This window comes from Rhodococcus maanshanensis NBRC 100610, assembly GCF_001894865.1.
Classification (GTDB): domain Bacteria; phylum Actinomycetota; class Actinomycetes; order Mycobacteriales; family Mycobacteriaceae; genus Rhodococcus_G; species Rhodococcus_G maanshanensis.
Genome location: NZ_BCXA01000068.1, coordinates 1 through 22,598, shown reverse-complemented (window position 1 = coordinate 22,598; position 22,598 = coordinate 1). Strand labels below are relative to the sequence as shown.

Sequence of the window (22,598 nt, the reverse complement as noted above, 5' to 3'; positions counted from 1 at the left end):
CCTAGGGCGTTCAAACGCTCAGCGCGCACGTGAAAGGCCCGGGAAACGACGGTGGGCCCCCGCTCGAGAGCGGGGGCCCACCGTCTACCGTCCGCATCCATCGATGCGGACCCGATCAATCCTTGAGAACGACCACGCGGCGCGAGGGCTCGGCGCCCTCGCTCTCGCTCGAGACGCCGTCGATCTTGGCGATCGCGTCGTGCACGATCTTGCGCTCGAACGGAGTCATCGGCGCCAGCGACTCCGGCTCGCCCGACTCCAGCACCCGCTTCGCCGCCGCGACACCGATCTCGCTGAGCTCGGTCCGGCGGCCCGCACGCCAGCCCGCGATGTCCAGCATCAGCCGGCTGCGCTCGCCGGTCACCTGCTGCACGGCCAGGCGCGTCAGTTCCTGCAGGGCGTCGAGGACCTCGCCCTTGCGCCCCACCAGCTTCGACAGGTCGTCGCCGCCGTCGATGCTGACCATCGCACGGTCACCCTCGACGTCGAGATCGATGTCGCCATCGAAGTCGAGGACATCGAGCAGCTGCTCGAGGTAGTCGCCCGCGATCTCGCCCTCCTCGATCAGCTCGTCCTCGGCATCGACTGCCTCCGACTCCACGACCTCGGTCTCGACCACCACGTCCGACACGGCCTCGTCTACCCCGTCCTGTCCGATTTCCGGATCATTCGCCATCGTCGTCTACTTTCCTTGAATCAGCGCTTGCGCTTGGGCTTGGTGGTCTTGCCGCGATTGCCTTGCGGGCGCGCCCCCGGTTTCGGGGCCTGGCCGGGGGCAGCGGCCGAACCGCCGCCCGCGCCGGCCTCGCTGTCCTCCTCCGTGACGGGGGAGGACTCGGCCGCGGCCTTACGCTTCTTCGCCTGGTCCGGTCGCACACCGGGCTTCGGCGCATTGTCGGCGCGACGTTCGAGCGCGGCCTGCTTCTTCTCCTCTTCCTCCGCATCGATGCGACGGAAGACGAGGTGCTGCTGCGCGTAGGTCCAGATGTTGTTGGCCACCCAGTACAGCAGGATGGCGATCATCAGGAACGGACCACCGACGAGCACGCCGAGCGGGAAGACCCACAGCGCAAGCTTGTTCATGATCGCGGACTGCGGGTTGGCCGCGGCGGCCTCGCTCTGGCGCGCCACCGAGGCCCGCGAGTTGAAGTGCGTGGCGATCGACGCGATGACCATCAGCGGGATCGCGACGGCCGCGATGTTCAGCACGGTCGGAACGGTGCCGTACTGGCCGAAGGTCTCGAGCTGGGCCTGGGGCGTGGTGATCGCCACCGAGATCGGAGCGCCGAACAGTCGTGCCTCGAGGAACGACTGGACGTCGGCCGGGCTGAAGAAGTAGTTCGCGGTGTTGGCGTTCTCCTCGACCGACATGCCTAGCTGACCGAAGCCCTCACCGGTGCGGTTGAAGGAGCGGAGCACGTGGAACAGACCGATGAACACCGGGGCCTGCAGCAAGACCGGGAGGCAACCCATGATCGGGTTGAAGCCGTGTTCCTTCTGCAGCTTCTGCATCTCCAGCGCCATCCGCTGGCGATCCTTGGAGTACTTCTTCTGCAGCGCCTTGATCTGCGGCTGCAGTTCCTGCATCTGGCGGGTGGTGCGCACCTGCTTGACGAAGGGCTTGTACAGGATGGCACGCAGCGTGAACACGAGGAACATGACGGACAGCGCCCACGTGATGCCGCTGTTCGGACCCAGGAACGGGATCGCGCCGAACACCTTGTGCCAGACCCACAGGATCCCGGACACCGGATAGTAGATGAAGTCGAGCACGGCTCTATGTACTCCTCTGTTCGTCCACTTCGATCAGACAGTGGGGTTGCTTGCCAGTATCTCTACCGGATCGCGCGGCTCCGACGGTCGCAAGGGCTTCCTCACGACGGGGCCTGCGCGGCGGAACGGGATCCCAGCCTCCAGGGTGCCAGGGCGCGCATTTGAGAAGGCGCACCGCGGTCAGTCCGAGGCCGATCACGACTCCGCGCTCGCGCAGGGCGTCGACCGCGTACTCGCTGCAGGTGGGGGTGAACCGGCAGGTCGGCAGGCGCAGGGGCGACACATAGCTGCGATACAGCTCGATGACGAAGATGAGTGTTCGCGCGGGGGCACGCCGCACCGCCGTCCACAAGGACGGGGGGCCACCAGAAACTTCGGTCATACCGAATTACCCACGCTGACAAGAAGATTGAGCTTACGAAGACCGGACCTCAGCTGCCGGTCCAGGTCCGCGGAGGACGCTGTCGCGGCGCCGGGGAGCGCACGGATCACCACGTTGACGCCCTCGGGCATCTCGTGCGCCAGGCCCGCACAGATATGACGAAGCCGGCGTGCGACTCGATGTCGAATCACCGCCGGCCCGACAGCCTTGCTTACCACCAGTCCGAATCGCGGACCCGGGTCACTCACCAGCGCGTCAGCGTCTGCCCCGGCGAGAGCGTGAACAACCACATCCCGCCGGGCCGCCCGCTGACCTCGTCGAACGGTGGACGCGAAGTCCGCCTTCCGACGCAACCGGTGCGGCTCAGGTAGCACCCCGAGCTCCCGAAGTCTGGATCAGGCGGTGAGGGAAGCGCGGCCCTTTTGGCGACGCGCGGAAACGATGGCGCGCCCGGCACGGGTACGCATACGGAGACGGAAGCCGTGAACACGCGCGCGGCGTCGGTTGTTCGGCTGGAACGTCCGCTTGCCCTTGGCCACGGTGAACACTCCTCATAGATAATCGGCGCCGTTCGACGCCATCTGTAACTGAAAATTGGTGGTCCCCGGCGACGAAATCCCGGCGGGAACCCAGCAGACCGAGATGGCCAGCAGGCAACCGCCACCTCGACTTCGGGTGACTGTACGAGGGTACGCAGCGCCGGACGCAAGGTCAAACCCGGACACCCAGGGGACACGCCACGCTCCCGAGGATGCTTGTGTTCGACCGCCGAGTGTGCCGCCGACCCACCCATCCGAACCGAAACCACGACGGTCGGACCCTGTAAGCCAGCTAACACCCGCGAATCGGCGAATCGTCCCGGACGCCGACCCCCGGCCGGACGGCTCGATCGCCCACTCGCCGTCATCGTCGCAGGTGAGGTACCTGCAGTTCAAGATCAACCGCGCGAGGAGAGTCCGCTACTCACAACCCTGTGCTTTATCCACATCTGTGGATAATTGTGTGGAATTACAGATCAGGTGGCATATTCGTATCTCTGTGCGGGGAAGTTATCCCCAGGGTGGGAGAGCTCGGCCAACATCGTGATGAGCCCTGTGCGTCTCCCTCCCACATCGATGTGGGGAGGGACGAGTTGACCGAGGAAGCAATCACCCTGGAACAGGTCTGGGTGGATGTGCTCACCGAGTTGACGTCGGATGAACCCCCCGAGGGCGGGCCGCAGCTGACCAAGGCGCAGAAGGCCATGCTGGCGCTGGTGCGCCCGCTGACCCTGGCGCAGGGATTCGCGTTGCTGTCGGTCCCGTCGTCGTTCGTCCAGGAGGCGATCGAGCGCGACCTGCGCGAACCGATCCTGCAGGCACTCAACCGGCATATCGGCGCGGGCGTCGAGGGACTCGGTGTCCGCATCGCGCCCCCGTCCGTCGACCCGGTCGAAGCCGTTCCCGCACCCGCCTCCCCGCCGCCGCCGGTCGCCGAGGAGGCGCACGGCGAGCCCTCCACCCCGAGCGTGCCGACGTTCCGCCGCAGGCGCATGAGCGCGGCCGAGTCCGAGACGTCCGATTCCGAGACGCTGGATTACGAGGAGTTCGACGAGGACCGCGAGGCCATCGCCAGCGTGAACGAATCGTGGCCGTCGTACTTCACCAAGCCGCCCGCCGACGCCCCCGCCGCCTCCGGCGGGAACAGCCTCAACGCGAAGTACACCTTCGACACCTTCGTCATCGGGGCATCGAACCGGTTCGCCCACGCCGCCGCGGTCGCCATCGCGGAGGCGCCCGCCCGTGCCTACAACCCGCTGTTCGTCTGGGGCGCCTCGGGTCTGGGCAAGACCCACCTGCTGCATGCCGCCGGCCACTACGCGCAGCGGCTGTTCCCCGGGATGCGGGTCAAGTACGTCTCCACCGAGGAATTCACCAACGACTTCATCAACAGCCTCCGTGACGACCGCAAGGTCGCCTTCAAGCGCCGGTACCGCGAGACCGACGTGCTGCTCGTCGACGACATCCAGTTCATCGAGGGCAAGGAGGGTATCCAGGAGGAGTTCTTCCACACCTTCAACACCCTCCACAACGCGAACAAGCAGATCGTCGTCTCCTCGGACCGCCCGCCGAAGCAGCTGGCGACCCTGGAAGACCGACTCCGGACCCGGTTCGAGTGGGGCCTGATCACCGATGTCCAGCCCCCCGAGCTCGAGACGCGCATCGCGATCCTCAGCAAGAAGGCGCGGATGGACCGACTCGACGTGCCGCACGACGTCCTGGAGCTGATCGCCAGCCGGATCGAGCGCAACATCCGCGAACTCGAGGGCGCGCTGATCCGCGTCACCGCGTTCGCCTCACTGAACCGCCAGCCGCTCGACCTGACCCTGGCCGAGGTGGTCCTGCGCGACCTGATGCCGGATTCGACGAGTCTCGAGATCAACGCGGCGACCATCATGGCGGTGACGGCCGAGTACTTCAGCACCAGCATCGAAGACCTCTGCGGCCCCGGCAAGGCACGCCCGCTCGCCCAGGCCCGGCAGATCGCGATGTACCTGTGCCGCGAACTGACCGATCTCTCGCTGCCCAAGATCGGCCAGACCTTCGGCCGCGACCACACCACGGTGATGTACGCGGACAAGAAGATCCGCAAGGAGATGACCGAGCGCCGGAAGGTATACGACCAGGTCCAGGAGCTGACGGCCCGGATCAAGCAGCGTTCCAAGCGCTGACGCCCGTCTCCGTCTCGGCACCGCCGCGGTCGGAATCCGGACTACCCGCGCGACGCCCGCAGGTAGTCCGGCAGCGGAACAGGTAGTGCACTACGCGTGCGCCCCGCCCCCACGATGACGACCATCGTTATAGGTGGGGCGTGCGCCGCAGGGGGTCGCACGCCCCACACCTCTATCTCGTGTATCTCGCCGGATCCGTCTCGTCTGGGCAACTCCGTGTCGTCACCGGAATGACCGCCTCCACCAGAACCGGTAATTCACCCGCCTCGGCGCGCTCGACCCTTCCTGTGGCCGTGCCTGCGAACCCGCCACGCGCGCGACTCGCCGACTTTTGTGATCTTCATGAAAACTACTCACACCTGTGGACAAAGGTGTGGACAACCCCGTGAACCTGTGGATGAATCGGGGGCGAGCCGTGAACAACAAAATCTCATCCACAGCGAGCCCCGATCTGTCCACGATTCGTGCCTGGTGTGATCCCCACGGCGCCACACCGGCGGACCAGCGGATTACAAGCTTCGTCCCCAGAATCCACAGTGCCTATTACTACTGCTGATCTCTACTTGTAATTCGCTCTTTGAAAACAGGTCCTGTGGACCGCGGCTGCTCACACCCGACCGAACCCGCCGCCCGACCCCGGTTCCGACGCCGCTTTCGGCTTTCAACTTCGCCGCGAAGGGCATACGGTGTGCTTCTGCCGTGTCACACTGCTGGCATCCGCAGATGTCCATGCCTACGGAGAGGATCAGCCGAGCGATGGAGCTTGGAAGTATGAAGTTTCGTGTCGCTCGGGAGGATTTCGCGGATTCCGTCGCATGGGTGGCCCGCAGCCTCCCGTCCAGGCCGCCGGTACCGGTTCTCGGTGGTGTCCTGATCTCGGCCGACGACCAGGGACTGACCATCTCCGGCTTCGACTACGAGGTTTCCGCGCAGGTCCGGATCTCCGCCGAGGTCTCCGTCGCGGGAAAGTCCCTGGTCTCCGGAAAACTGCTCGCAGACATCACCCGCTCGCTGCCTGCCAAGCCGGTCGACCTCACCGTCGACGGCACCCGAGTTCTGATTTCCTGTGGTAGCGCAAAGTTCTCGCTGCCCACGATGCCGGTCGAGGACTATCCCCAGCTTCCGGAACTGCCTCAGCAGACCGGATCGTTGCCGGTCGACGTGTTCTCCGAGGCCATCAGCCAGGTCGCGATCGCCGCGGGCAAGGACGACACCCTGCCGATGTTGACCGGCATCCGGGTCGAGATCGAGGGCACCAACGTGGTCCTGGCCGCGACCGACAGGTTCCGCCTCGCGGTCCGGCAAATCGAGTGGACCCCGGCAAACCCGGACACCTCCGCGGCCGTGCTGATTCCGGCCAAGACCCTCTCCGAATCCGCGAAAACCCTTGGCGGGGTCTCTAGTTCACCCGTCGAGCTGGCATTCGGCGTCGGTTCGTCGGTCGGATCCGAGGGTCTGCTCGGCATCGTCGGCGAAGGCAGGCGCACCACCACCCGGCTGCTCGACGCCGAGTTCCCGAAGTTCCGTCAGCTGCTGCCGACGGAGCACACCGCCATCGCCACCGTCGAGGTGACGCCGCTGGTCGAGGCGATCAAGCGTGTGTCCCTCGTCGCCGAACGTGGGGCCCAGGTCCGGATGCAGTTCTCCGCGGACGGGCTGCTGCTCGCCGCCGGTGGCGATGATGCAGGCCGCGCAGAGGAGGCGCTCGAGGCGCAGTTCCAGGGCGAAGCCCTCACCATCGCGTTCAACCCCGGATACCTGATCGACGGTCTCGGTTCGCTGCACACCGAGCGGGTCTCGTTCGGGTTCACCACCCCCAGCAGGCCCGCCGTGCTGCGACCGGCCCCCGAGGAGGAGCCGGTGCCGGGCGAGTCCGGAACCTTCGCGGCGCCCGAAACCGATTACACCTACCTGCTGATGCCCGTCCGCCTGCCCGGCTGACGCTGGGAAGGCCGCCGCAGCAGCACCGACCGCGAGTGAAGGGACACCGAACAATGCAGCTGGGACTGGTCGGTCTGGGCAAGATGGGTTTCAACATGCGCGATCGACTTCGTGCACACGACCACGAGGTGATCGGCTACGACCCCCGTCCCGAGGTGACCGACGTCGACTCGTTGGCCGCACTGGCCGGCGCGCTGCAGGCACCCCGGGTGGTCTGGGTGATGGTTCCCTCCGGCACGGTGACCCGCGAGACCATCACCGAGCTCGCCACCGTCCTCGACGAGGGCGATCTGGTGATCGACGGCGGCAATTCCCGCTTCACCGAGGACAAGATCCATGCCGACCTGCTGGCCGAACACGGCATCGGGTTCCTCGATTGTGGTGTGTCCGGCGGCATTTGGGGTCTGGAGAACGGATACGGCCTGATGGTCGGCGGCTCGGACGAGAACGTCGCCCGGGTGATGCCGATCTTCGATGCCCTCCGTCCCGAGGGTGAGCGGGCCGACGGATTCGTGCACGCCGGACCGGTCGGCGCCGGGCACTACTCGAAGATGATCCACAACGGCATCGAATACGGCCTGATGCACGCCTATGCCGAGGGCTTCGAACTGCTCGAGGCCGAGGACCTGGTCACCGACGTGCACGGCGTCCTGCGCGCCTGGACCAAGGGCACCGTCGTCCGTTCCTGGTTGCTCGACCTCCTGGTCAAGGCGCTGGACGAGGACCCCAATTTTGCCGAAATCTCCGGTTACACAGAGGATTCCGGCGAAGGCCGCTGGACCGTCGAGGAAGCGATCAACCACGCCGTGCCTGCGCCGGTGATCTCCGCCGCGCTGTTCGCCCGGTTCGCCTCCAGGCAGTCCGACTCGCCCGCGATGAAGGCCGTCTCGGCGCTGCGCAACCAGTTCGGTGGTCACGCGGTGCAGCGGGTGTCGGAATCCGGATAGGTGTTCGTTCGTAAGTTCACGCTCCGGGATTTCCGTTCCTGGGACGCCATCGCCCTCGAACCCGGACCCGGGGTCACCCTGTTCGTCGGGCCGAACGGGCACGGCAAGACCAACCTGCTCGAGGCGCTCGGCTACCTGTCCGCGCTGTCCTCGCACCGCGTCTCCACCGACGCTCCGCTCATCCGGGCGGGAGCGACCCAGGCGCAGATCGGTGCGGTGGTCGTCAACGACGGACGCGAGCTGGCGATCGATCTCGAGATCAACGACGGCCGGGCCAACCGCGCGCGCATGAACGGGTCGCCGCTGCGGCGCCCGCGCGAGATCCTCGGCGTCCTGCGGAGCGTGCTGTTCGCACCCGAGGACCTGTCGATGGTGCGGGGTGACCCCGGGGATCGGCGCCGCTACCTCGACGAACTGCTCTGCTCCCGGTTGCCGCGGATGGCCGCCGTCAAGGCGGACTACGAGAAGGTGCTACGGCAGCGATCCGCCCTGCTCAAGACCGCGGGCGGCGCGCTGCGGCGCGGTACCCGATCGACCGACGGAGCGAGTGCCCTTGCCACCCTTGATGTTTGGGACGGGCATCTCGCTGCGCACGGGGCGGAACTGCTGGCAGGCCGGTTGCGGTTGGTCGCCGAGCTCGGCCCGCACGTCGCGAGCTCGTACCGCGACATCGCCCCGGAGTCCCGGCCTGCCTCGATCCGGTACCGCAGCAGCCTCGGCGACTCGATGCCCCCGGAGCTCGTCGATCCGGACCACTCCTGGATCCGGGACGACGTCGAGTTGCTCGAGGCGAGCTTCCTCAACGAGCTGGCCGTGTCGAGACAGCGCGAGATCGAGCGCGGGGTGTGCCTGGTCGGACCGCACCGCGACGACCTCGAGCTCCATCTCGGCGATCAGCCGGCCAAGGGCTTCGCCAGTCACGGCGAGTCCTGGTCGTTCGCGCTGTCCCTGCGGCTCGCGGCGTTCGCGTTGTTGCGCGCCGACGGCGCCGATCCGGTGTTGATGCTCGACGACGTCTTCGCCGAGCTCGACCGCACCAGGAGGACCGCGCTGGCCGCCGTGGCGGCGGACGCGGAACAGGTGCTCATCACCGCGGCCGTCGCGGAGGACGTGCCGGCGGAACTGGATGCCCGGCGCTTCGGCATCGAGGCGGTCAGCACCGCGGCCGGGAGAATCTCACGAGTCGTCTGAGCCTCGCCCTATCATCGACGGACGAACGGAAGCGAGCACGGATGACAGACGAGTCGACCCCGGCCGGGGGTGCGGGGCCGGAACCGGCGCAGCCCACGAGCGCCGAACCGGTGCCCGAGCTGCGCGGAATCGACCTCGCCCGACGGGCGCTCGAGGAGGCGCGCGCGGCCGCGAAGGCGAGCGGGAAGTCCGTCGGACAGGGCAGGTCGTCGCCGAAGCCGCGACTGCGTGCCGGCACCGGGCGACGGGGCTGGTCGGGCGCGGGCCCGGACGGACGCGATCCGCAGCCGTTCGGGGCGTTGACGGGCTTGGTCGCGAAGAACCGGGGCTGGTCGCCGCGGGTGGCCGAGGGCACGGTTCTCGGCCGTTGGCCGCAGGTCGTCGGTGAGGACATCTCGGCGCATGCCGAACCGGTCGCGCTGCGCGAGGGTGTCCTGAGCATTTCCGCCGAGTCGACGGCCTGGGCCACCCAGCTGCGGATGCTGCAGTCCCAGATCCTGGCGAAGATCGCGGCGGCGGTCGGCGACGGGATCGTGACGAGCCTGCGGATCACCGGCCCGACCGCTCCGAGCTGGCGCAAGGGGGAGCGGCACATCAAGGGCCGCGGGCCGAGGGACACCTACGGCTGATCGACCCCTAGATGTACGTATAACTCCGTGTTACGGTTACTTCGCCATACAGTGAATGAGCCGTGTCACAGGCATCCCGGTATTGGGTGCCGGAGGAGATTCCGATGTCCATCGAGAGCGCGCATCCCACCGCCGTCGCCGAGCCGGACCACATCCTGTTGCAGGCCCGCGACGTGGAATTCGACTGGTCCGACCTGCCGATGCACTGGGTCGAGGGCGATCCGTTCACCACCCACGTCTTCAACGTGATGCACATCCTGCTGCCTGCGGGGGAGGACTGGTTCGTCGAGACCTTCAAGGAGGCGCTCCCCCTCATCGAGGACGAGAAGTTGCGCGACGACGTCGCGGGCTTCATCGGCCAGGAGGCGATGCACTCGCACGCGCACTCCGGCGTACTCGGGCACCTCGCGGCGAAGGGGCTGGACACCACCCCGTACACCGATCAGATGAACTGGCTGTTCACCACGCTGCTCGGGCCCCGCCCGCTCACCGCCGGACGCAGGGAGAACTACCTTGTCGAACGCCTCGCGCTGATCGCGGCGATCGAGCACGTCACGGCGTTCCTCGGAGACTGGGTACTCAACGCCCGGGCGCTCGACACCGCCGGCGTGCACCCGACGATGCTGGATCTGCTGCGCTGGCACGGTTCCGAGGAGGTCGAACACCGCTCGGTGGCCTACGACGTGATGCGGTACTTCGACAAGAGGGAAAGCCGCCGATTGCGTACCCAGCTGGTGGCGACCCCCGTCCTGGTGTACCTGTGGGTCCGCGGCACCCGCTTTCTCATGGCCAACGATCCCGAGCTCGCGCACTGGGCGCCTGCCCGGCGCCGGCCGCGCCTGTCGGACTTCAGGGCCGCAGGCCGCAGGGGCGTCCTGCCGACGTCGACCGACCTGGTCAGGCGGATGAGCCGGTACTTCCGCCGGGACTACCATCCCTCCCGCGAGGGGTCCACCGCGCAGGCCGCGGCGTACCTCGCGTCGTCGCCCGCCGCACAGGCCGCGCTCCGCTGACCCCCCACATCAGGACACGAGAATCGATGCTGCCAACCATGATTCGTCGACCGGGAGAGTCCCGACCCGCGGTCCCCGCTGATCTGCGCGGCCGTCCTCGCCGAGACCGGGTGATGACCGCGCTCGAGGCGTTCGCGGACCGGTATGTCGGCGCGGTCGCCCGCCATGACTATGACCCGGGGCACGCGGGTCACAACCCGGACTCCGCGATGACCCTCGTGGTGACCGACCGCACGATCGTGGCCCAGGACGAGAACGTCGCCGCGCTCACCTTCGGTGCCCCGGACGGCGGCGAGCTGCCGGCCTGGCAGCCCGGCTGCCACCTCGACTTCCACCTTCCGTCGGGACGCAGGCGGCAGTACTCGCTGTGTGGGGACCCGGCCGACCGGACCCACTACCGGATCGCGGTGCGGTCCATTCCGGATGGCGGCGGCGGATCGGTCGAGATGCACGGACTGGCCCCTGGCACGACGGTCACCGTCCGTGGACCCCGCAACGGATTCCCGTTCGTGGGGCACGGCAGCGCGTTGTTCGTCGCCGGCGGCATCGGTATCACCCCGATCCTCGCGATGGTGCGGGCCGCCCGCGCGGCCGGGATGGACTGGCAGTTCGTCTACTCCGGTCGCTCCCGTGAGTCCATGCCGTTCCTGGACGAGATCGAAACCTGGGAACAGGACAGGGTTTTCGTTCGTCCGGATGACGAGTTCGGAATCCCGACCGCCGACGACCTGCTCGGCCGGGCGGCGGCAGGCGGTGCCGTCTACTGCTGCGGACCGAACCCGATGCTGGATCTGGTGCGGGAGAACTTCCCGGCCACCGCGGCCACCGCGCTGCACTTCGAAAGATTCGGTGCACCAGCTGTTCTCGACGGAACCGAGTTTGAGGTCCAGCTCGCGAGCACGGGCGAGGTGCTCACCGTGCCCGCCGACGAGTCCGCCCTGTCGGTGATCAAGGAGCGGCTGCCCGGTGTCGGGTACTCGTGCCAGCAGGGATTCTGTGGCACCTGCAAGGTCCGGGTCATCTCGGGCGAACCGGACCATCGCGAGACCCGTCTGACCGACGAGGAGCGCGAGGATTCGATGCTGATCTGCGTGTCCCGATCGACCGGGTCCGAGCGCCTGGTTCTCGATATCTGACGGTAAGGACTAGCCAATGACCAACAGTGCCAACGACTCTCACTCGACCAGACCGGCGGTTGCCCGTACCGTCCGCAGCGGCTCGGTCGAGCTGGCGGTGTTCGAGCAGGGCAACCCGACTGGCCCGACACTGGTGCTGGTGCACGGCTGGCCTGACACCCACCAGCTCTGGGATCGGGTCGTCCCCCTTGTCGCCGACAAGTTCCGGGTGATCAGGTACGACAGCCGCGGCGCGGGGCAGTCCACGGTGCCGACGGCGGTCGCGGACTACCGGCTGGCGCTGCTCGCCCAGGACCTGTTCGCGGTGATCGATGCGGTCAGCCCGGGGGAGCCGGTGCACGTGCTGGCGCACGACTGGGGATCGGTGGAGGCGTGGGAGGCGGTGTGCGAGCCGGACGCCGGGCGTCGCATCGCCTCGTTCACCTCGGTGTCCGGACCGAATCTCGACCACCTCGGGACCTGGACCCGGCGAGGGTTCGTCGCCCCGACCCCCGGCAAGGTGTGGAAGCGGCTCACCCAGGCGGTTGCCTCGGCGTACACGGTGCTCTTCCAGACACCGGTGCTCGGACCGCTGCCCTTCCGGCTCGGCATGGACCGGATCTGGCCGCAATTCCTGCGCTTCTTCGAGGGGCAGGATCCGAAGATGGTGCACTCGGCGCCGACCCTGCGCGCGGACATGATCAATGGTCTCAAGCTGTACCGGGCGAACATCCGGGCCAAGCTGGGCAACCCCGCGGTGCGCCGCACCGACGTCCCTGTGCAGCTGATCCTCGGCCTGCGCGACAAGGCCGTGCGCCCGGTCGGATACGAGGACACCGAGGAATGGGTCAGCGACCTGCGGCGACGGGAGATACCGTCGGGCCACTGGTCGCCGATCTCGCACCCGGAGGACCTCGCTCGGCTCACCACCGACTTCGTGATGTCGGTGATCGGCCGAGGCGAGAGCGAGGAGTCCGCCGCCATCTCCTGACGGAGTCCACCCAGCTTTCGACCTACCGGGGAGGTCGAAAATGCGCTCACGGGGCCGTCAGGGGTGTCATTGGCGGCCCCGGCCACGCACGTAACAGTAAGATGGCCGGGTACCACGCGGTCGACGCTCGACAGGCCGCGACCGCCTTGGAGACGAGAAGGAGTGCAACCCGCCCGTGGCTGCCCAGAAATCAGACAAGAGCACTCCCAACAAGGACTACGGCGCCTCCTCCATCACCGTTCTCGAGGGTCTCGAGGCGGTGCGCAAGCGCCCAGGCATGTACATCGGCTCCACCGGTGAGCGGGGCCTGCACCACCTGATCTGGGAGGTCGTCGACAACTCGGTAGACGAGGCGATGGCAGGCCACGCCACCATCGTCGCGGTCACGATGCTCGCCGACGGCGGGATCGAGGTCGTCGACGACGGCCGCGGCATCCCGACCGGCATGCATGCCTCCGGCGTCCCCACCGTCGAGGTCGTCATGACCCAGCTGCACGCGGGCGGCAAGTTCGATTCCGACGCGTACGCCGTCTCCGGTGGCCTGCACGGCGTCGGCATCTCCGTCGTGAACGCGCTGTCGACCAAGGTCGAGGTCGAGATCGACAACGACGGCTACCACTGGAACCAGACCTACACCAAGGCGGTCCCCGGTGAGCTGGTCAAGGGCGAGCCGACCAAGCGAACCGGCACCACCGTCCGGTTCTGGGCGGACCCGGACATCTTCGAGACCACCACTTACAACGCGGAGACCGTGGCCCGCCGGCTGCAGGAGATGGCGTTCCTCAACAAGGGCCTGACCATCACCCTGACCGACGAGCGGATCACCGACGAGGAGGTCGCGGCCGAGGCCGAGTATGACGCCGACGCGCCCAAGGCGCCCGAGGTCCAGTCCGTCCGCACCAGGACCTACCACTACCCGGGCGGCCTCGAGGACTACGTCCGGCACATCAACCGCACCAAGCAGTCGATCCACAATTCGGTCGTCGGCTTCACCGCGAAGGGCACCGGCCACGAGCTCGAGGTCGCGATGCAGTGGAACTCCGGCTACTCGGAGTCCGTGCACACCTTCGCCAACACCATCAACACCCACGAGGGCGGCACCCACGAGGAGGGCTTCCGCGCGGCCCTGACCACGGTGGTGAACAAGTACGCGAAGGACAAGAAGCTCCTCAAGGAGAAGGACGGCAACCTCACCGGCGACGACATCCGCGAGGGCCTCGCCGCGATCGTCAGCGTCAAGGTCGGCGAACCCCAGTTCGAGGGCCAGACCAAGACCAAGCTCGGCAACACCGAGGTCAAGTCCTTCGTGCAGAAGGCATGCAACGAACACCTCTCGCACTGGTTCGAGTCGAATCCGGCCGACGCCAAGACGATCGTCACCAAGGCGGTCTCCTCGGCGCAGGCTCGCGTCGCGGCCCGCAAGGCCCGCGAGCTGGTCCGCCGCAAGAGCGCGACCGACCTCGGTGGGCTGCCGGGCAAGCTGGCCGACTGCCGGTCCAACGACCCGAGCAAGTCCGAGATCTACATCGTGGAGGGCGACTCCGCAGGCGGCTCGGCGAAGTCCGGCCGCGACTCGATGTACCAGGCGATCCTCCCGCTGCGCGGCAAGATCATCAACGTCGAGAAGGCCCGCATCGACCGCGTCCTCAAGAACAACGAGGTCCAGTCGATCATCACCGCGTTCGGCACCGGCATCCACGACGAGTTCGACATCGCGAAGCTGCGGTACCACAAGATCGTGCTGATGGCCGACGCCGACGTCGACGGCCAGCACATCTCGACGCTGCTGATGACGCTGCTGTTCCGCTTCATGCGGCCGCTGATCGAGCACGGTCACGTCTACCTCGCGCAGCCGCCGCTGTACAAGCTCAAGTGGCAGAGGTCGGAGCCGGAGTTCGCGTACTCCGACCGTGAGCGCGACGGTCTGCTCGAGGCCGGCCTGCAGGCGGGCAAGAAGATCAACAAGGACGACGGTATCCAGCGCTACAAGGGCCTCGGCGAGATGAACGCCAAGGAACTGTGGGAGACCACGATGGACCCGAGCGTCCGGGTACTCCGCCTGGTGACGCTCGACGACGCCGCCGCAGCCGACGAGTTGTTCAGCGTCCTGATGGGCGAGGACGTCGAGGCCCGACGCAGCTTCATCACCCGCAATGCGAAGGATGTCCGTTTCCTGGACGTCTGATTCATCCCATCAGCCGGGTCGGCGTATTGTGATCTGAGTCACAATGCCTGGCCCGGCTGATTGCGTCCTGGTGCCAGTGGTGCCGGTGATGCCGGTTACGTCGCTATTTTCTCGGCTTCAACTACCTGTATAACGAAACGATAACTTCTTGGGAACATTCAAATGTCGACGTGTAACGCTTGGGCATCTACACTTCTGTACCGCCTAGGCGTCTGTCTCGACTCGTACCCCGGCGAACTCGCTTTCCGCGATCGGGAGTACGGCACGAATGCAGGCCGTCGTGCCGCACCTGGGAGGAAAGTGAGTTTGCAACATGAACACTGAGACGCCGCCGCCGAACAGGCCGTGGAACCTCGAGGGCTGGGGCCTGCGGTGGAAGGTCGCCGCGGTGCTCGCGGTCCCGCTCACCGTTGCCGTCGTGCTCGGTGGACTTCGGGTTCAGAACGAGGTCAGCCAGGCGATCGAGTTCCGCAACCAGGCAAAACAGGTCGCGGACATCCCCGAGATCGTCGACCTCGGCACCATCTTCGGCACGGTGTCCGCCGGTTACGCGACGAAGACGGTCACCAACGAGGACATCGTCGCGATGGAGAAGGCGATCGTCGCGGCCAAGGCCGCCACCTTCAACCCGGCCTTCCCCGACGACGTCGCGGAGAAGTTGCGGAACGCGCTCGTCGGGATCGAGAAGATCCGCGATGACGTCAACAACGGCGTCGCCGACCCCGAGCTCTCCGCCAAGACCGCCGCCATCCGTGCGGACATGACCGACATCGTCGACGAGATCATCCTCCCCATCGACGATGCCGAGGTCCTCAACGCGCACGACCGTCTCGTCGGCGTCTGGGCATCGCAGCGTCGCCTCGCCGACCAGGTCACCGCGGCACTCGAAGTGCTCAAGAACCCGAACGCCTCCCTGAACGCCCTGTACTCGGCGGCGGGCGCGGAGCGCGCGATGATCGACGTCCTCGCCCGGTCGTACCCGCAGTCCGACGCGCAGATCCAGGAACTGCGCGATCGCAACCGCGCCCGAGTGGCCATCATCGACGGGGCGGTGGGTGGCGCGCTGCCGCTGCTCGAGCTCCGTGCCTCGATGCTCGAGAGCGTCAAGCTCTACGGCACGCTGCTCGAGGAATCCACCCACACGATCGCGTCCACGGTCGCCGAGCGCGAGAAGGAAACCACCAGCGCCGCGATCCGCGACTCGCTCGTCGTCCTCGGCACGCTGATCGCGGCGACGGTGCTCGGCCTGTTGGTGGCCCGGTCGCTGATCAACCCCATTCGCAGGCTGCGCCGCGGCGCGCTCCAGGTGGCGAACCACGATCTGCCCGACGCGATCGATCGCATCAAGGACGGCGACGACTCCGGGGTCATGGAGTTCGACCCCGTGCCCGTGCAGACCACCGAGGAGATCGGACAGCTCGCGCGCGCCGTCGACGACATCCACGGCCAGGCCCTGCGTCTCGCCGGTGAGCAGGCGCACCTGCGTCTGCGGATCGGCGACATGTTCGAGACGCTGGCGCGGCGAAGCAAGTCCCTCGTCGACCAGCAGCTCGGACTCATCGAGAACCTGGAGTTCGAGGAGAAGGACCCCAAGCGACTCGAGAGTCTGTTCCGGCTCGACCACCTCGCCGCCCGCATGCGCAGGAACGGCGAGAACCTGCTGATCCTGTCGGGCACCAGGACCCGCCGCGGCCATTCCGCCCCGGTCCAGGTCGGTGACGTCGTGCGCGCCGCGATGTCCGAGGTCGAGGACTACCAGCGCGTCGAGGTCAAGGCCACGCCGCAGGGTGCCATCAGCGGCGCCGTCGCCACCGACATCGTGCACCTGCTCGCCGAGCTGCTGGACAACTCGCTGCGGGCCTCCCCGCCGGACAGCAAGGTGACCTTCAACTTCTCGCGTGCCGTCGATGGCGGGCTCCTGCTCGAGATCACGGACCGCGGCATCGGCATCCCCGCCGCGGAGATGGCGGTCATCAACGACCGCCTCGCCTCGGGTGGCGAGGTGAGCCCCGAAACGGCCCGCCACATGGGTCTGTTCGTGGCCAGCCGCCTCGCGGAACAGCACGGGCTGACCGTGCGGATGCGGCCGACCTTCGAGACCGCCCGCAATCAGGGCGTGACGGTGAGTGTGCACATCCCGCACTCCGCCCTCGTCTCGTCGATGACGATGGGGATGACGGGCCCGCAGGGCAGGGTCGATTCCGACGGCTACCCCGTCACTGGGGAACAGGCCGTCGTCGCGGAACCCGCGGTCCCGGTCACCGTCACCGTGGGCCCCGGACCGCTGACCACGGGTCCGATCGGTCTGCCGGAGCGCACCCAGGCGGCGCCGAACGGTCTGCCGCAGCGCACCCCGGCCGAGCCGAACGGTCTGCCGCAGCGCACCCCGGCCGAGCCGAACGATCCGCCCCGGCGCACCCCGGCGATGTTCGGGGTTCTGCCGCAGCGCACCCCGGCCGCTCCGGAGGGTCTGGCTCAGCCCAGCCAGTCCGTGCCGAGCCCGTCGCCGCAGCCGAGTCCGCTGGCCCCGCCCGCCGGTCTCCCGCAGCGCACCCCGGGGGCAAGCGGTCTGCCGCAGCGCACCCCGGGTGCGACGACCGGACTGCCCCCGGTCAATCCCGAGGTGAGCACTCCGGTTCGGGCCGCGCCGCCTGTCGAATCGGCGCCGGCCGCACCTGCGGCGCCGACCGCACCTGCGGCGCCGGCCGCGAGGGCGGAGAGCGCGGAGCCCGCAGGCAGCACGCAGCACCGCTACCGCGTGAACTCGCAGAAGACCGCGTCGTTCTTCCAGCCGCGCGCCAACGTCGAGCCGCTGCGCCCGATCCTGCACCCGCAGGAGACCACGCCGATCTTCAGCGGCATGGTCTCGACCGGCATCGTCTCGGACTGGTTGACGGCGCCGGCAGAGGGGGAGGTCAACAAGAACTGGACCTCCGCCGCGGACGAGGGCTGGAGCGCCGCGGAGCGCGCCATCACCCCCCTGGTGGAGGCCCGCACCGAGTCCGGACTCCCGCAGCGGCAGCCGGGACACCAGTTGGTTCCTGGCGGCGTTGACGGAGCTGACAAGATCACCACTGCCAAGCTGCGCGACCCGGAGGCCATCCGCGAGAAGCTCAGCCGCCACCAACAGGGCATCCGCGACGGTCGTGCGGCCAGCCATGCCGAACGCAACAGCATCTAAGGAGACAGATGAACATGGATCAGGGATCCGCGCTCAACTCGGATCAGGGATCCGCGGGCGGCTACTCGCTCGACTGGTTGGTTTCGAACTTCGCGCGTGAGGTGCCGGGCGTCTCGCACGCCGTGCTGGTGTCGGCCGACGGCCTGCTCATGGCGGGAAGTGCGCACCTGCCGCTGGACCGCGCCGAGCAGCTGGCTGCGGTCACCTCGGGGCTGGCGAGCCTGTCGGCCGGGGTCTCCCGACTGTTCGAAGGCGGCGGCGTCCTCCAGTCCGTCGTCGAGATGCAGCACGGGTACCTGCTGCTGATGAGCGTCGGCGACGGCTCGCACCTCGCCGCGCTCACCTCGTCGGGCTGCGACATCGGCCAGGTCGGGTACGAGATGGCACTACTGGTCGATCGCGTCGGCGCCTCCGTGCAGGCGACGCCGCGAGCCGGTATCGCGACCTGATTCCGAGGTAGCCATGGACGAGCAGCACAACGCAGAGACGGAGACCGGGCCCAGCCTGGTCCGGCCGTACTCCCTCACATCAGGGCGCACGAAACCCGCGGTGGAGCTGGCGCTGGAGGCGCTGATCCAGGTCCTTCCCGATCAGGAGAACCGGAACTGGGACCTGGGCGACATCGAGGCGACCATCGTCGCGTTGTGCGCGCAATCGCCCTCGCTCGCGGAGATCGCCGCTCGGGTCGGCGTCCCCATCGGGGTCGCGCGCGTGCTGGTGGCGGACCTCGTCGAGGCCGGCCACCTGCGAATCCTGGCCACGCTGCAAGAAGACGCGAGCGACAGCGAGCGTCGGGAACTTATCGAAAGGGTCCTCGGTGGACTTCGCCAAATCTAGCGCCCAGCAGAACCGGGTGACCTCGACAAAGATCGTGATCGCCGGCGGATTCGGCGTGGGCAAGACAACCCTGGTCGGGGCCGTCTCCGAGATCGTGCCGCTCCGGACCGAGGCACTGGTGACGAACGCCTCCGATGGCGTCGACAGCCTCGCCGGGATCCCGCAGAAGGCCACCACGACGGTCGCGATGGACTTCGGCCGCATCAGCCTGGCCGACGACCTGGTCCTGTACCTGTTCGGGACGCCGGGACAGCACCGGTTCTGGTTCATGTGGGACGACCTGATTCGCGGCGCCATCGGCGCGATCGTGCTGATCGACACCCGCAGGCTCGACGAGAGCTTTGCCGCCGTCGACTTCTTCGAGGCCCGCAAGCTGCCGTTCCTGGTGGCGGTGAACGAGTTCGACGACGCGCCGCGGTACCCGCTCGAGGACATCCGGCAGGCGCTCGCGGTGCCGGCCGATGTGCCGATCATGTCCATCGACGCCCGCGATAGGGAGTCGGCCAAGGGTGGATTGGTCGCGATCACCGAGTACGCGCTGCGCCGGCTGGGTCAGCCGGTCGCGTAACACTCGTCTCCTCCTGTTCGGTGGCGCCGCGACGCGCGGTGCCTGTCCCGGCCCCCCGTCGTTGACGGGGGGCCGGTTCCGGCTCCGGACGACCCCGGTGATCGACGGATCGACCTGCGGACTCGAGCGCCGTCGCGGTGTGTTCCCCGTGGTAACTGCCGACAATCCGCGAGTGATGCCGGGTCTAGCTGACCTGCACCTATAGACTCGGGTGGTTGCGCGACATCCTGCGAGGCGGCCAGTCCGCGAGGAGACGCGAAGCCGAGTAGAAGAGGAGCTCATGACCGACACCACGTTGCCGCCTGAGGGGACGGGGCACGACCGCATCGAGCCCGTCGACATTCAGCAAGAGATGCAGAGCAGCTACATCGATTACGCGATGAGCGTGATCGTGGGCCGTGCCCTGCCGGACGTGCGCGACGGCCTCAAGCCCGTGCACCGCCGCGTTCTCTATGCGATGTACGACAACGGGTACCGCCCGGACCGCGGCTACGTGAAATCCGCGCGACCGGTCGCCGACACGATGGGTAACTACCACCCGCACGGCGACACCTCGATCTACGACACCCTGGTCCGCATGGCCCAGCCGTGGTCGCTGCGCTACCCGCTCGTCGACGGCCAGGGCAACTTCGGCTCCCGGGGTAACGACGGCGCGGCCGCGATGCGTTACACCGAGTGCAGGCTCACGCCGCTCGCGATGGAGATGCTCCGCGAAATCGACCACGATACCGTCGATTTCGCGCCGAACTACGACGGCAAGACGCAAGAGCCGACGGTTCTCCCCAGCCGTATCCCCAACCTGTTGATCAATGGCTCCGGTGGCATCGCCGTCGGTATGGCCACCAACATCCCGCCGCACAACCTGCGCGAGGTCGCGGAGGCCATCTACTGGGCGCTCGAGAACCACGAGGCCGACGAGGAAGCCACCCTGGCGGCGGTGATGGAGCGGATCAAGGGACCGGACTTCCCGACCGCGGGCCTGATCGTCGGCACCCAGGGCATCAGCGACGCGTACCACACCGGCCGCGGCTCGGTCCGGATGCGCGGCGTGGTGGAGATCGAGGAGGACGCCAAGGGGCGCACCACGATCGTGATCACCGAGCTGCCCTACCAGGTGAATCCGGACAACCTGATCACCTCGATCGCCGAGCAGGTGCGGGACGCGAAGATCGCAGGCATCTCCGACATCCACGACGAGTCATCGGACCGCGTCGGCATGCGGATCGTCGTCACCGTCAAGCGTGACGCGGTGGCGAAGGTCGTGCTGAACAACCTCTACAAGCACACCCAGCTGCAGACCAGCTTCGGCTGCAACATGCTCTCCATCGTCGACGGGGTGCCGCGCACCCTGCGGCTGGATCAGATGATCCGCCTCTACACCACGCACCAGCTCGAAGTGATCGTCCGGCGCACCAGGTACCTGCTGCGCAAGGCCGAGGAGCGGGCCCACATCTTGCGCGGTCTGGTCAAGGCGCTCGACGCGCTCGACGAGGTCATCGCGCTCATCCGGGCGTCGCAGACCGTCGACATCGCCAGGGCCGGACTGATCGAGCTGCTCACCGTCGACGAGATCCAGGCCGATGCCATCCTCGCGATGCAGCTGCGCCGCCTCGCGGCCCTCGAGCGTCAGAAGATCATCGACGAACTCGCCGAGATCGAGCGCGAGATCGCGGACTACGAGGACATCCTGGCCAAGCCGGAGCGTCAGCGTGCGATCGTGCGCGACGAGCTCAAGGAGATCGTCGACAAGTACGGCGACGACCGGCGCACCCGCATCATCGCGGCCGACGGTGACGTCGCGGACGAGGACCTGATCGCCCGCGAGGACGTGGTGGTCACCATCACCGAGACCGGGTACGCCAAGCGCACCAAGACCGACCTCTACCGGTCGCAGAAGCGCGGCGGCAAGGGCGTCCAGGGCGCCGGGCTCAAGCAGGACGACATCGTCAAGCACTTCTTCGTCAGCTCGACCCACGACTGGATCCTGTTCTTCACCACGAAGGGCCGGGTGTACCGGGCAAAGGCCTACGAGCTGCCCGAGGCCAGCCGCACCGCACGCGGCCAGCACGTGGCGAACCTGCTGGCCTTCCAGCCGGACGAGCGGATCGCCCAGATCATCCAGATCAAGACCTACGAGGACGCGCCGTACCTGGTGCTCGCCACCCGAAACGGCCTGGTCAAGAAGTCGAAGCTGACCGACTTCGACTCCAACCGCAGCGGCGGCATCGTCGCGGTGAACCTGCGCGGCGAGGACGAGCTGGTCGGCGCCGTGCTCGCCTCCTCGGAGGACGATCTGCTGCTGGTGTCGGCGCAGGGTCAGTCGATCCGCTTCTCCGCCACCGACGAGGCGCTGCGGCCGATGGGCCGCGCCACCTCCGGCGTGCAGGGCATGCGCTTCAACGGCGACGACGAACTGCTGTCGCTGAACGTCGTGCGCGACGGCACCTACCTCCTGGTCGCGACTTCGGGTGGGTACTCGAAGCGCACCGCCATGGAGGACTACCCGGTCCAGGGCCGTGGCGGCAAGGGCGTGCTGACGATTCAGTACGACAAGCGCCGTGGCACCCTGGTCGGGGCGCTCATCGTCGACGACGACGACGAGCTCTACGCCATCACCTCCGGCGGGGGAGTGATCCGCACCGCGGCCAAGCAGGTGCGGAAGGCCGGCCGACAGACCAAGGGCGTGCGGTTGATGAATCTCGGGGACGGTGACACCCTGCTCGCGATCGCGCGCAACGCCGATGAACCCGATGAGTCCGACACCGCCGCGAGTGACGGATCGAAGGAGTCTTAGTGAGCACTCCCAACCAGCCCAGCAGCGACCGGCAGGGGCCACCTGCCGGTCCGGGCTCCCAGCCGCAGGCCGGTAAGCCGGAGGGGGCGAACGGGGCCCCGTCACCGGCGCCGTCGACCCCGACGCCGCCTGCCAAGCCCGACGCTCCTGAGTCGGCGAAGTCGGCACCGGGTCAGACCGCCGCGCCCGCGCAGCAGGCCCCCGCCAAGGCTCCCGGCCAGGACCGTCCCGCCGCGCCCGCGCAGGGCGCGGGCCAGACACCGCCGCGCCCGCAGGGGCAGGCGCCGCAGGGTCAGCAGCCGACCGGGCCGTCCCGCCCGGCCCAGGCCCCGCCGTCTTCC

General features: G+C 67.8%; 19 protein-coding genes and 1 pseudogene. 15 read left to right on the top strand and 5 right to left on the bottom strand.

The window, feature by feature from the left end; all coding sequences use genetic code 11:
• Positions 1-115: 115 nt before the first annotated feature.
• The 5 genes from RM1_RS25135 to rpmH are packed head-to-tail and all read right to left on the bottom strand — an operon-like array spanning position 116 to position 2,694.
• On the bottom strand, positions 116-676 hold the full coding sequence (locus RM1_RS25135) for a Jag family protein (RefSeq protein ID WP_072754327.1): 561 nt from the start codon (positions 674-676) through the stop codon (positions 116-118).
• Between the two features lie 20 nt (positions 677-696).
• A complete protein-coding gene (yidC, locus tag RM1_RS25130; protein WP_072754326.1) occupies positions 697-1,773 on the bottom strand; it encodes a membrane protein insertase YidC in 1,077 nt (358 codons plus the stop codon).
• Between the two features lie 4 nt (positions 1,774-1,777).
• A complete protein-coding gene (gene yidD, locus RM1_RS25125; protein WP_072754325.1) occupies positions 1,778-2,155 on the bottom strand; it encodes a membrane protein insertion efficiency factor YidD in 378 nt (125 codons plus the stop codon).
• Positions 2,152-2,529 carry a ribonuclease P protein component gene (rnpA, locus tag RM1_RS25120; RefSeq protein WP_072754324.1) on the bottom strand — a complete coding sequence of 126 codons (378 nt, stop codon included), beginning with the start codon at positions 2,527-2,529 and terminating at the stop codon, positions 2,152-2,154. Before rnpA ends, yidD begins: the two co-directional genes overlap by 4 nt.
• Positions 2,530-2,550: 21 nt before the next feature.
• On the bottom strand, positions 2,551-2,694 hold the full coding sequence (gene rpmH / locus RM1_RS25115; protein ID WP_072754329.1) for a 50S ribosomal protein L34: 144 nt from the start codon (positions 2,692-2,694) through the stop codon (positions 2,551-2,553).
• Positions 2,695-3,287: 593 nt separating this feature from the next.
• Here rpmH and dnaA point away from each other — a divergent pair.
• The 15 genes and pseudogenes from dnaA to RM1_RS26280 all read left to right on the top strand — a co-directional run.
• Positions 3,288-4,865 (top strand): chromosomal replication initiator protein DnaA, encoded by a 1,578-nt coding sequence (dnaA, locus tag RM1_RS25110; protein WP_072754328.1) that lies wholly within the window; start codon positions 3,288-3,290, stop codon positions 4,863-4,865.
• A gap of 756 nt (positions 4,866-5,621) precedes the next feature.
• Positions 5,622-6,806, top strand: a complete 1,185-nt coding sequence (dnaN, locus tag RM1_RS25105) for a DNA polymerase III subunit beta (RefSeq protein ID WP_072754323.1) — start codon at positions 5,622-5,624, stop codon at positions 6,804-6,806.
• Positions 6,807-6,808: 2 nt separating this feature from the next.
• Complete coding sequence (gene gnd, locus RM1_RS25100; RefSeq protein ID WP_343286943.1) at positions 6,809-7,753, top strand: phosphogluconate dehydrogenase (NAD(+)-dependent, decarboxylating); 945 nt, start codon at positions 6,809-6,811, stop codon at positions 7,751-7,753.
• Positions 7,754-8,944 carry a DNA replication/repair protein RecF gene (recF, locus tag RM1_RS25095; protein ID WP_072754321.1) on the top strand — a complete coding sequence of 397 codons (1,191 nt, stop codon included), beginning with the start codon at positions 7,754-7,756 and terminating at the stop codon, positions 8,942-8,944.
• A 41-nt stretch (positions 8,945-8,985) separates the two neighbouring features.
• Positions 8,986-9,573 (top strand): DUF721 family protein, encoded by a 588-nt coding sequence (locus RM1_RS25090; protein WP_072754320.1) that lies wholly within the window; start codon positions 8,986-8,988, stop codon positions 9,571-9,573.
• Between the two features lie 104 nt (positions 9,574-9,677).
• Positions 9,678-10,586, top strand: coding sequence for a metal-dependent hydrolase (locus RM1_RS25085; RefSeq protein ID WP_027502164.1), 909 nt, complete (start codon positions 9,678-9,680; stop codon positions 10,584-10,586).
• Positions 10,587-10,612: 26 nt separating this feature from the next.
• The gene (locus RM1_RS25080) at positions 10,613-11,722 is read left to right on the top strand and encodes a PDR/VanB family oxidoreductase (RefSeq protein WP_072754319.1); all 1,110 of its coding nucleotides are present in this window, start codon (positions 10,613-10,615) and stop codon (positions 11,720-11,722) included.
• A gap of 16 nt (positions 11,723-11,738) precedes the next feature.
• Positions 11,739-12,692, top strand: coding sequence for an alpha/beta fold hydrolase (locus tag RM1_RS25075; protein ID WP_072754318.1), 954 nt, complete (start codon positions 11,739-11,741; stop codon positions 12,690-12,692).
• A gap of 175 nt (positions 12,693-12,867) precedes the next feature.
• Positions 12,868-14,877, top strand: a complete 2,010-nt coding sequence (gene gyrB / locus RM1_RS25070) for a DNA topoisomerase (ATP-hydrolyzing) subunit B (RefSeq protein WP_072754317.1) — start codon at positions 12,868-12,870, stop codon at positions 14,875-14,877.
• A 313-nt stretch (positions 14,878-15,190) separates the two neighbouring features.
• Positions 15,191-18,058: an ATP-binding protein gene (locus tag RM1_RS25065; RefSeq protein WP_072754316.1), complete on the top strand. Its 2,868-nt coding sequence runs from the start codon at positions 15,191-15,193 to the stop codon at positions 18,056-18,058.
• Positions 18,059-18,072: 14 nt separating this feature from the next.
• Positions 18,073-18,507, top strand: a complete 435-nt coding sequence (locus tag RM1_RS25060) for a roadblock/LC7 domain-containing protein (RefSeq protein ID WP_037177155.1) — start codon at positions 18,073-18,075, stop codon at positions 18,505-18,507.
• Positions 18,508-18,520: 13 nt separating this feature from the next.
• The gene (locus tag RM1_RS25055) at positions 18,521-18,895 is read left to right on the top strand and encodes a DUF742 domain-containing protein (RefSeq protein WP_027502158.1); all 375 of its coding nucleotides are present in this window, start codon (positions 18,521-18,523) and stop codon (positions 18,893-18,895) included.
• 16 nt (positions 18,896-18,911) lie between these two features.
• Positions 18,912-19,463, top strand: coding sequence for a GTP-binding protein (locus RM1_RS25050; protein ID WP_072754315.1), 552 nt, complete (start codon positions 18,912-18,914; stop codon positions 19,461-19,463).
• Positions 19,464-19,743: 280 nt separating this feature from the next.
• Positions 19,744-22,257: a DNA gyrase subunit A gene (gene gyrA, locus RM1_RS25045; protein WP_072754314.1), complete on the top strand. Its 2,514-nt coding sequence runs from the start codon at positions 19,744-19,746 to the stop codon at positions 22,255-22,257.
• A pseudogene (locus RM1_RS26280) lies at positions 22,257-22,598 on the top strand (hypothetical protein); the annotation flags it as partial. The gene gyrA and the pseudogene RM1_RS26280, both read left to right, overlap by 1 nt.

What these genes read in the sequence shown, in the direction of transcription:
- RM1_RS25075 (WP_072754318.1), top strand. Translation starts at nt 11,739, where the DNA reads ATGACCAACAGTGCCAACGACTCTCACTCGACCAGACCGGCGGTTGCC.
- yidD (WP_072754325.1), bottom strand. Translation starts at nt 2,155, where the DNA reads ATGACCGAAGTTTCTGGTGGCCCCCCGTCCTTGTGGACGGCGGTGCGG.
- RM1_RS25060 (WP_037177155.1), top strand. Translation starts at nt 18,073, where the DNA reads ATGGATCAGGGATCCGCGCTCAACTCGGATCAGGGATCCGCGGGCGGC.
- RM1_RS25080 (WP_072754319.1), top strand. Translation starts at nt 10,613, where the DNA reads ATGCTGCCAACCATGATTCGTCGACCGGGAGAGTCCCGACCCGCGGTC.
- RM1_RS25065 (WP_072754316.1), top strand. Translation starts at nt 15,191, where the DNA reads ATGAACACTGAGACGCCGCCGCCGAACAGGCCGTGGAACCTCGAGGGC.
- gyrA (WP_072754314.1), top strand. Translation starts at nt 19,744, where the DNA reads ATGACCGACACCACGTTGCCGCCTGAGGGGACGGGGCACGACCGCATC.
- RM1_RS25135 (WP_072754327.1), bottom strand. Translation starts at nt 676, where the DNA reads ATGGCGAATGATCCGGAAATCGGACAGGACGGGGTAGACGAGGCCGTG.
- RM1_RS25055 (WP_027502158.1), top strand. Translation starts at nt 18,521, where the DNA reads ATGGACGAGCAGCACAACGCAGAGACGGAGACCGGGCCCAGCCTGGTC.
- RM1_RS25085 (WP_027502164.1), top strand. Translation starts at nt 9,678, where the DNA reads ATGTCCATCGAGAGCGCGCATCCCACCGCCGTCGCCGAGCCGGACCAC.
- RM1_RS25090 (WP_072754320.1), top strand. Translation starts at nt 8,986, where the DNA reads ATGACAGACGAGTCGACCCCGGCCGGGGGTGCGGGGCCGGAACCGGCG.
- dnaN (WP_072754323.1), top strand. Translation starts at nt 5,622, where the DNA reads ATGGAGCTTGGAAGTATGAAGTTTCGTGTCGCTCGGGAGGATTTCGCG.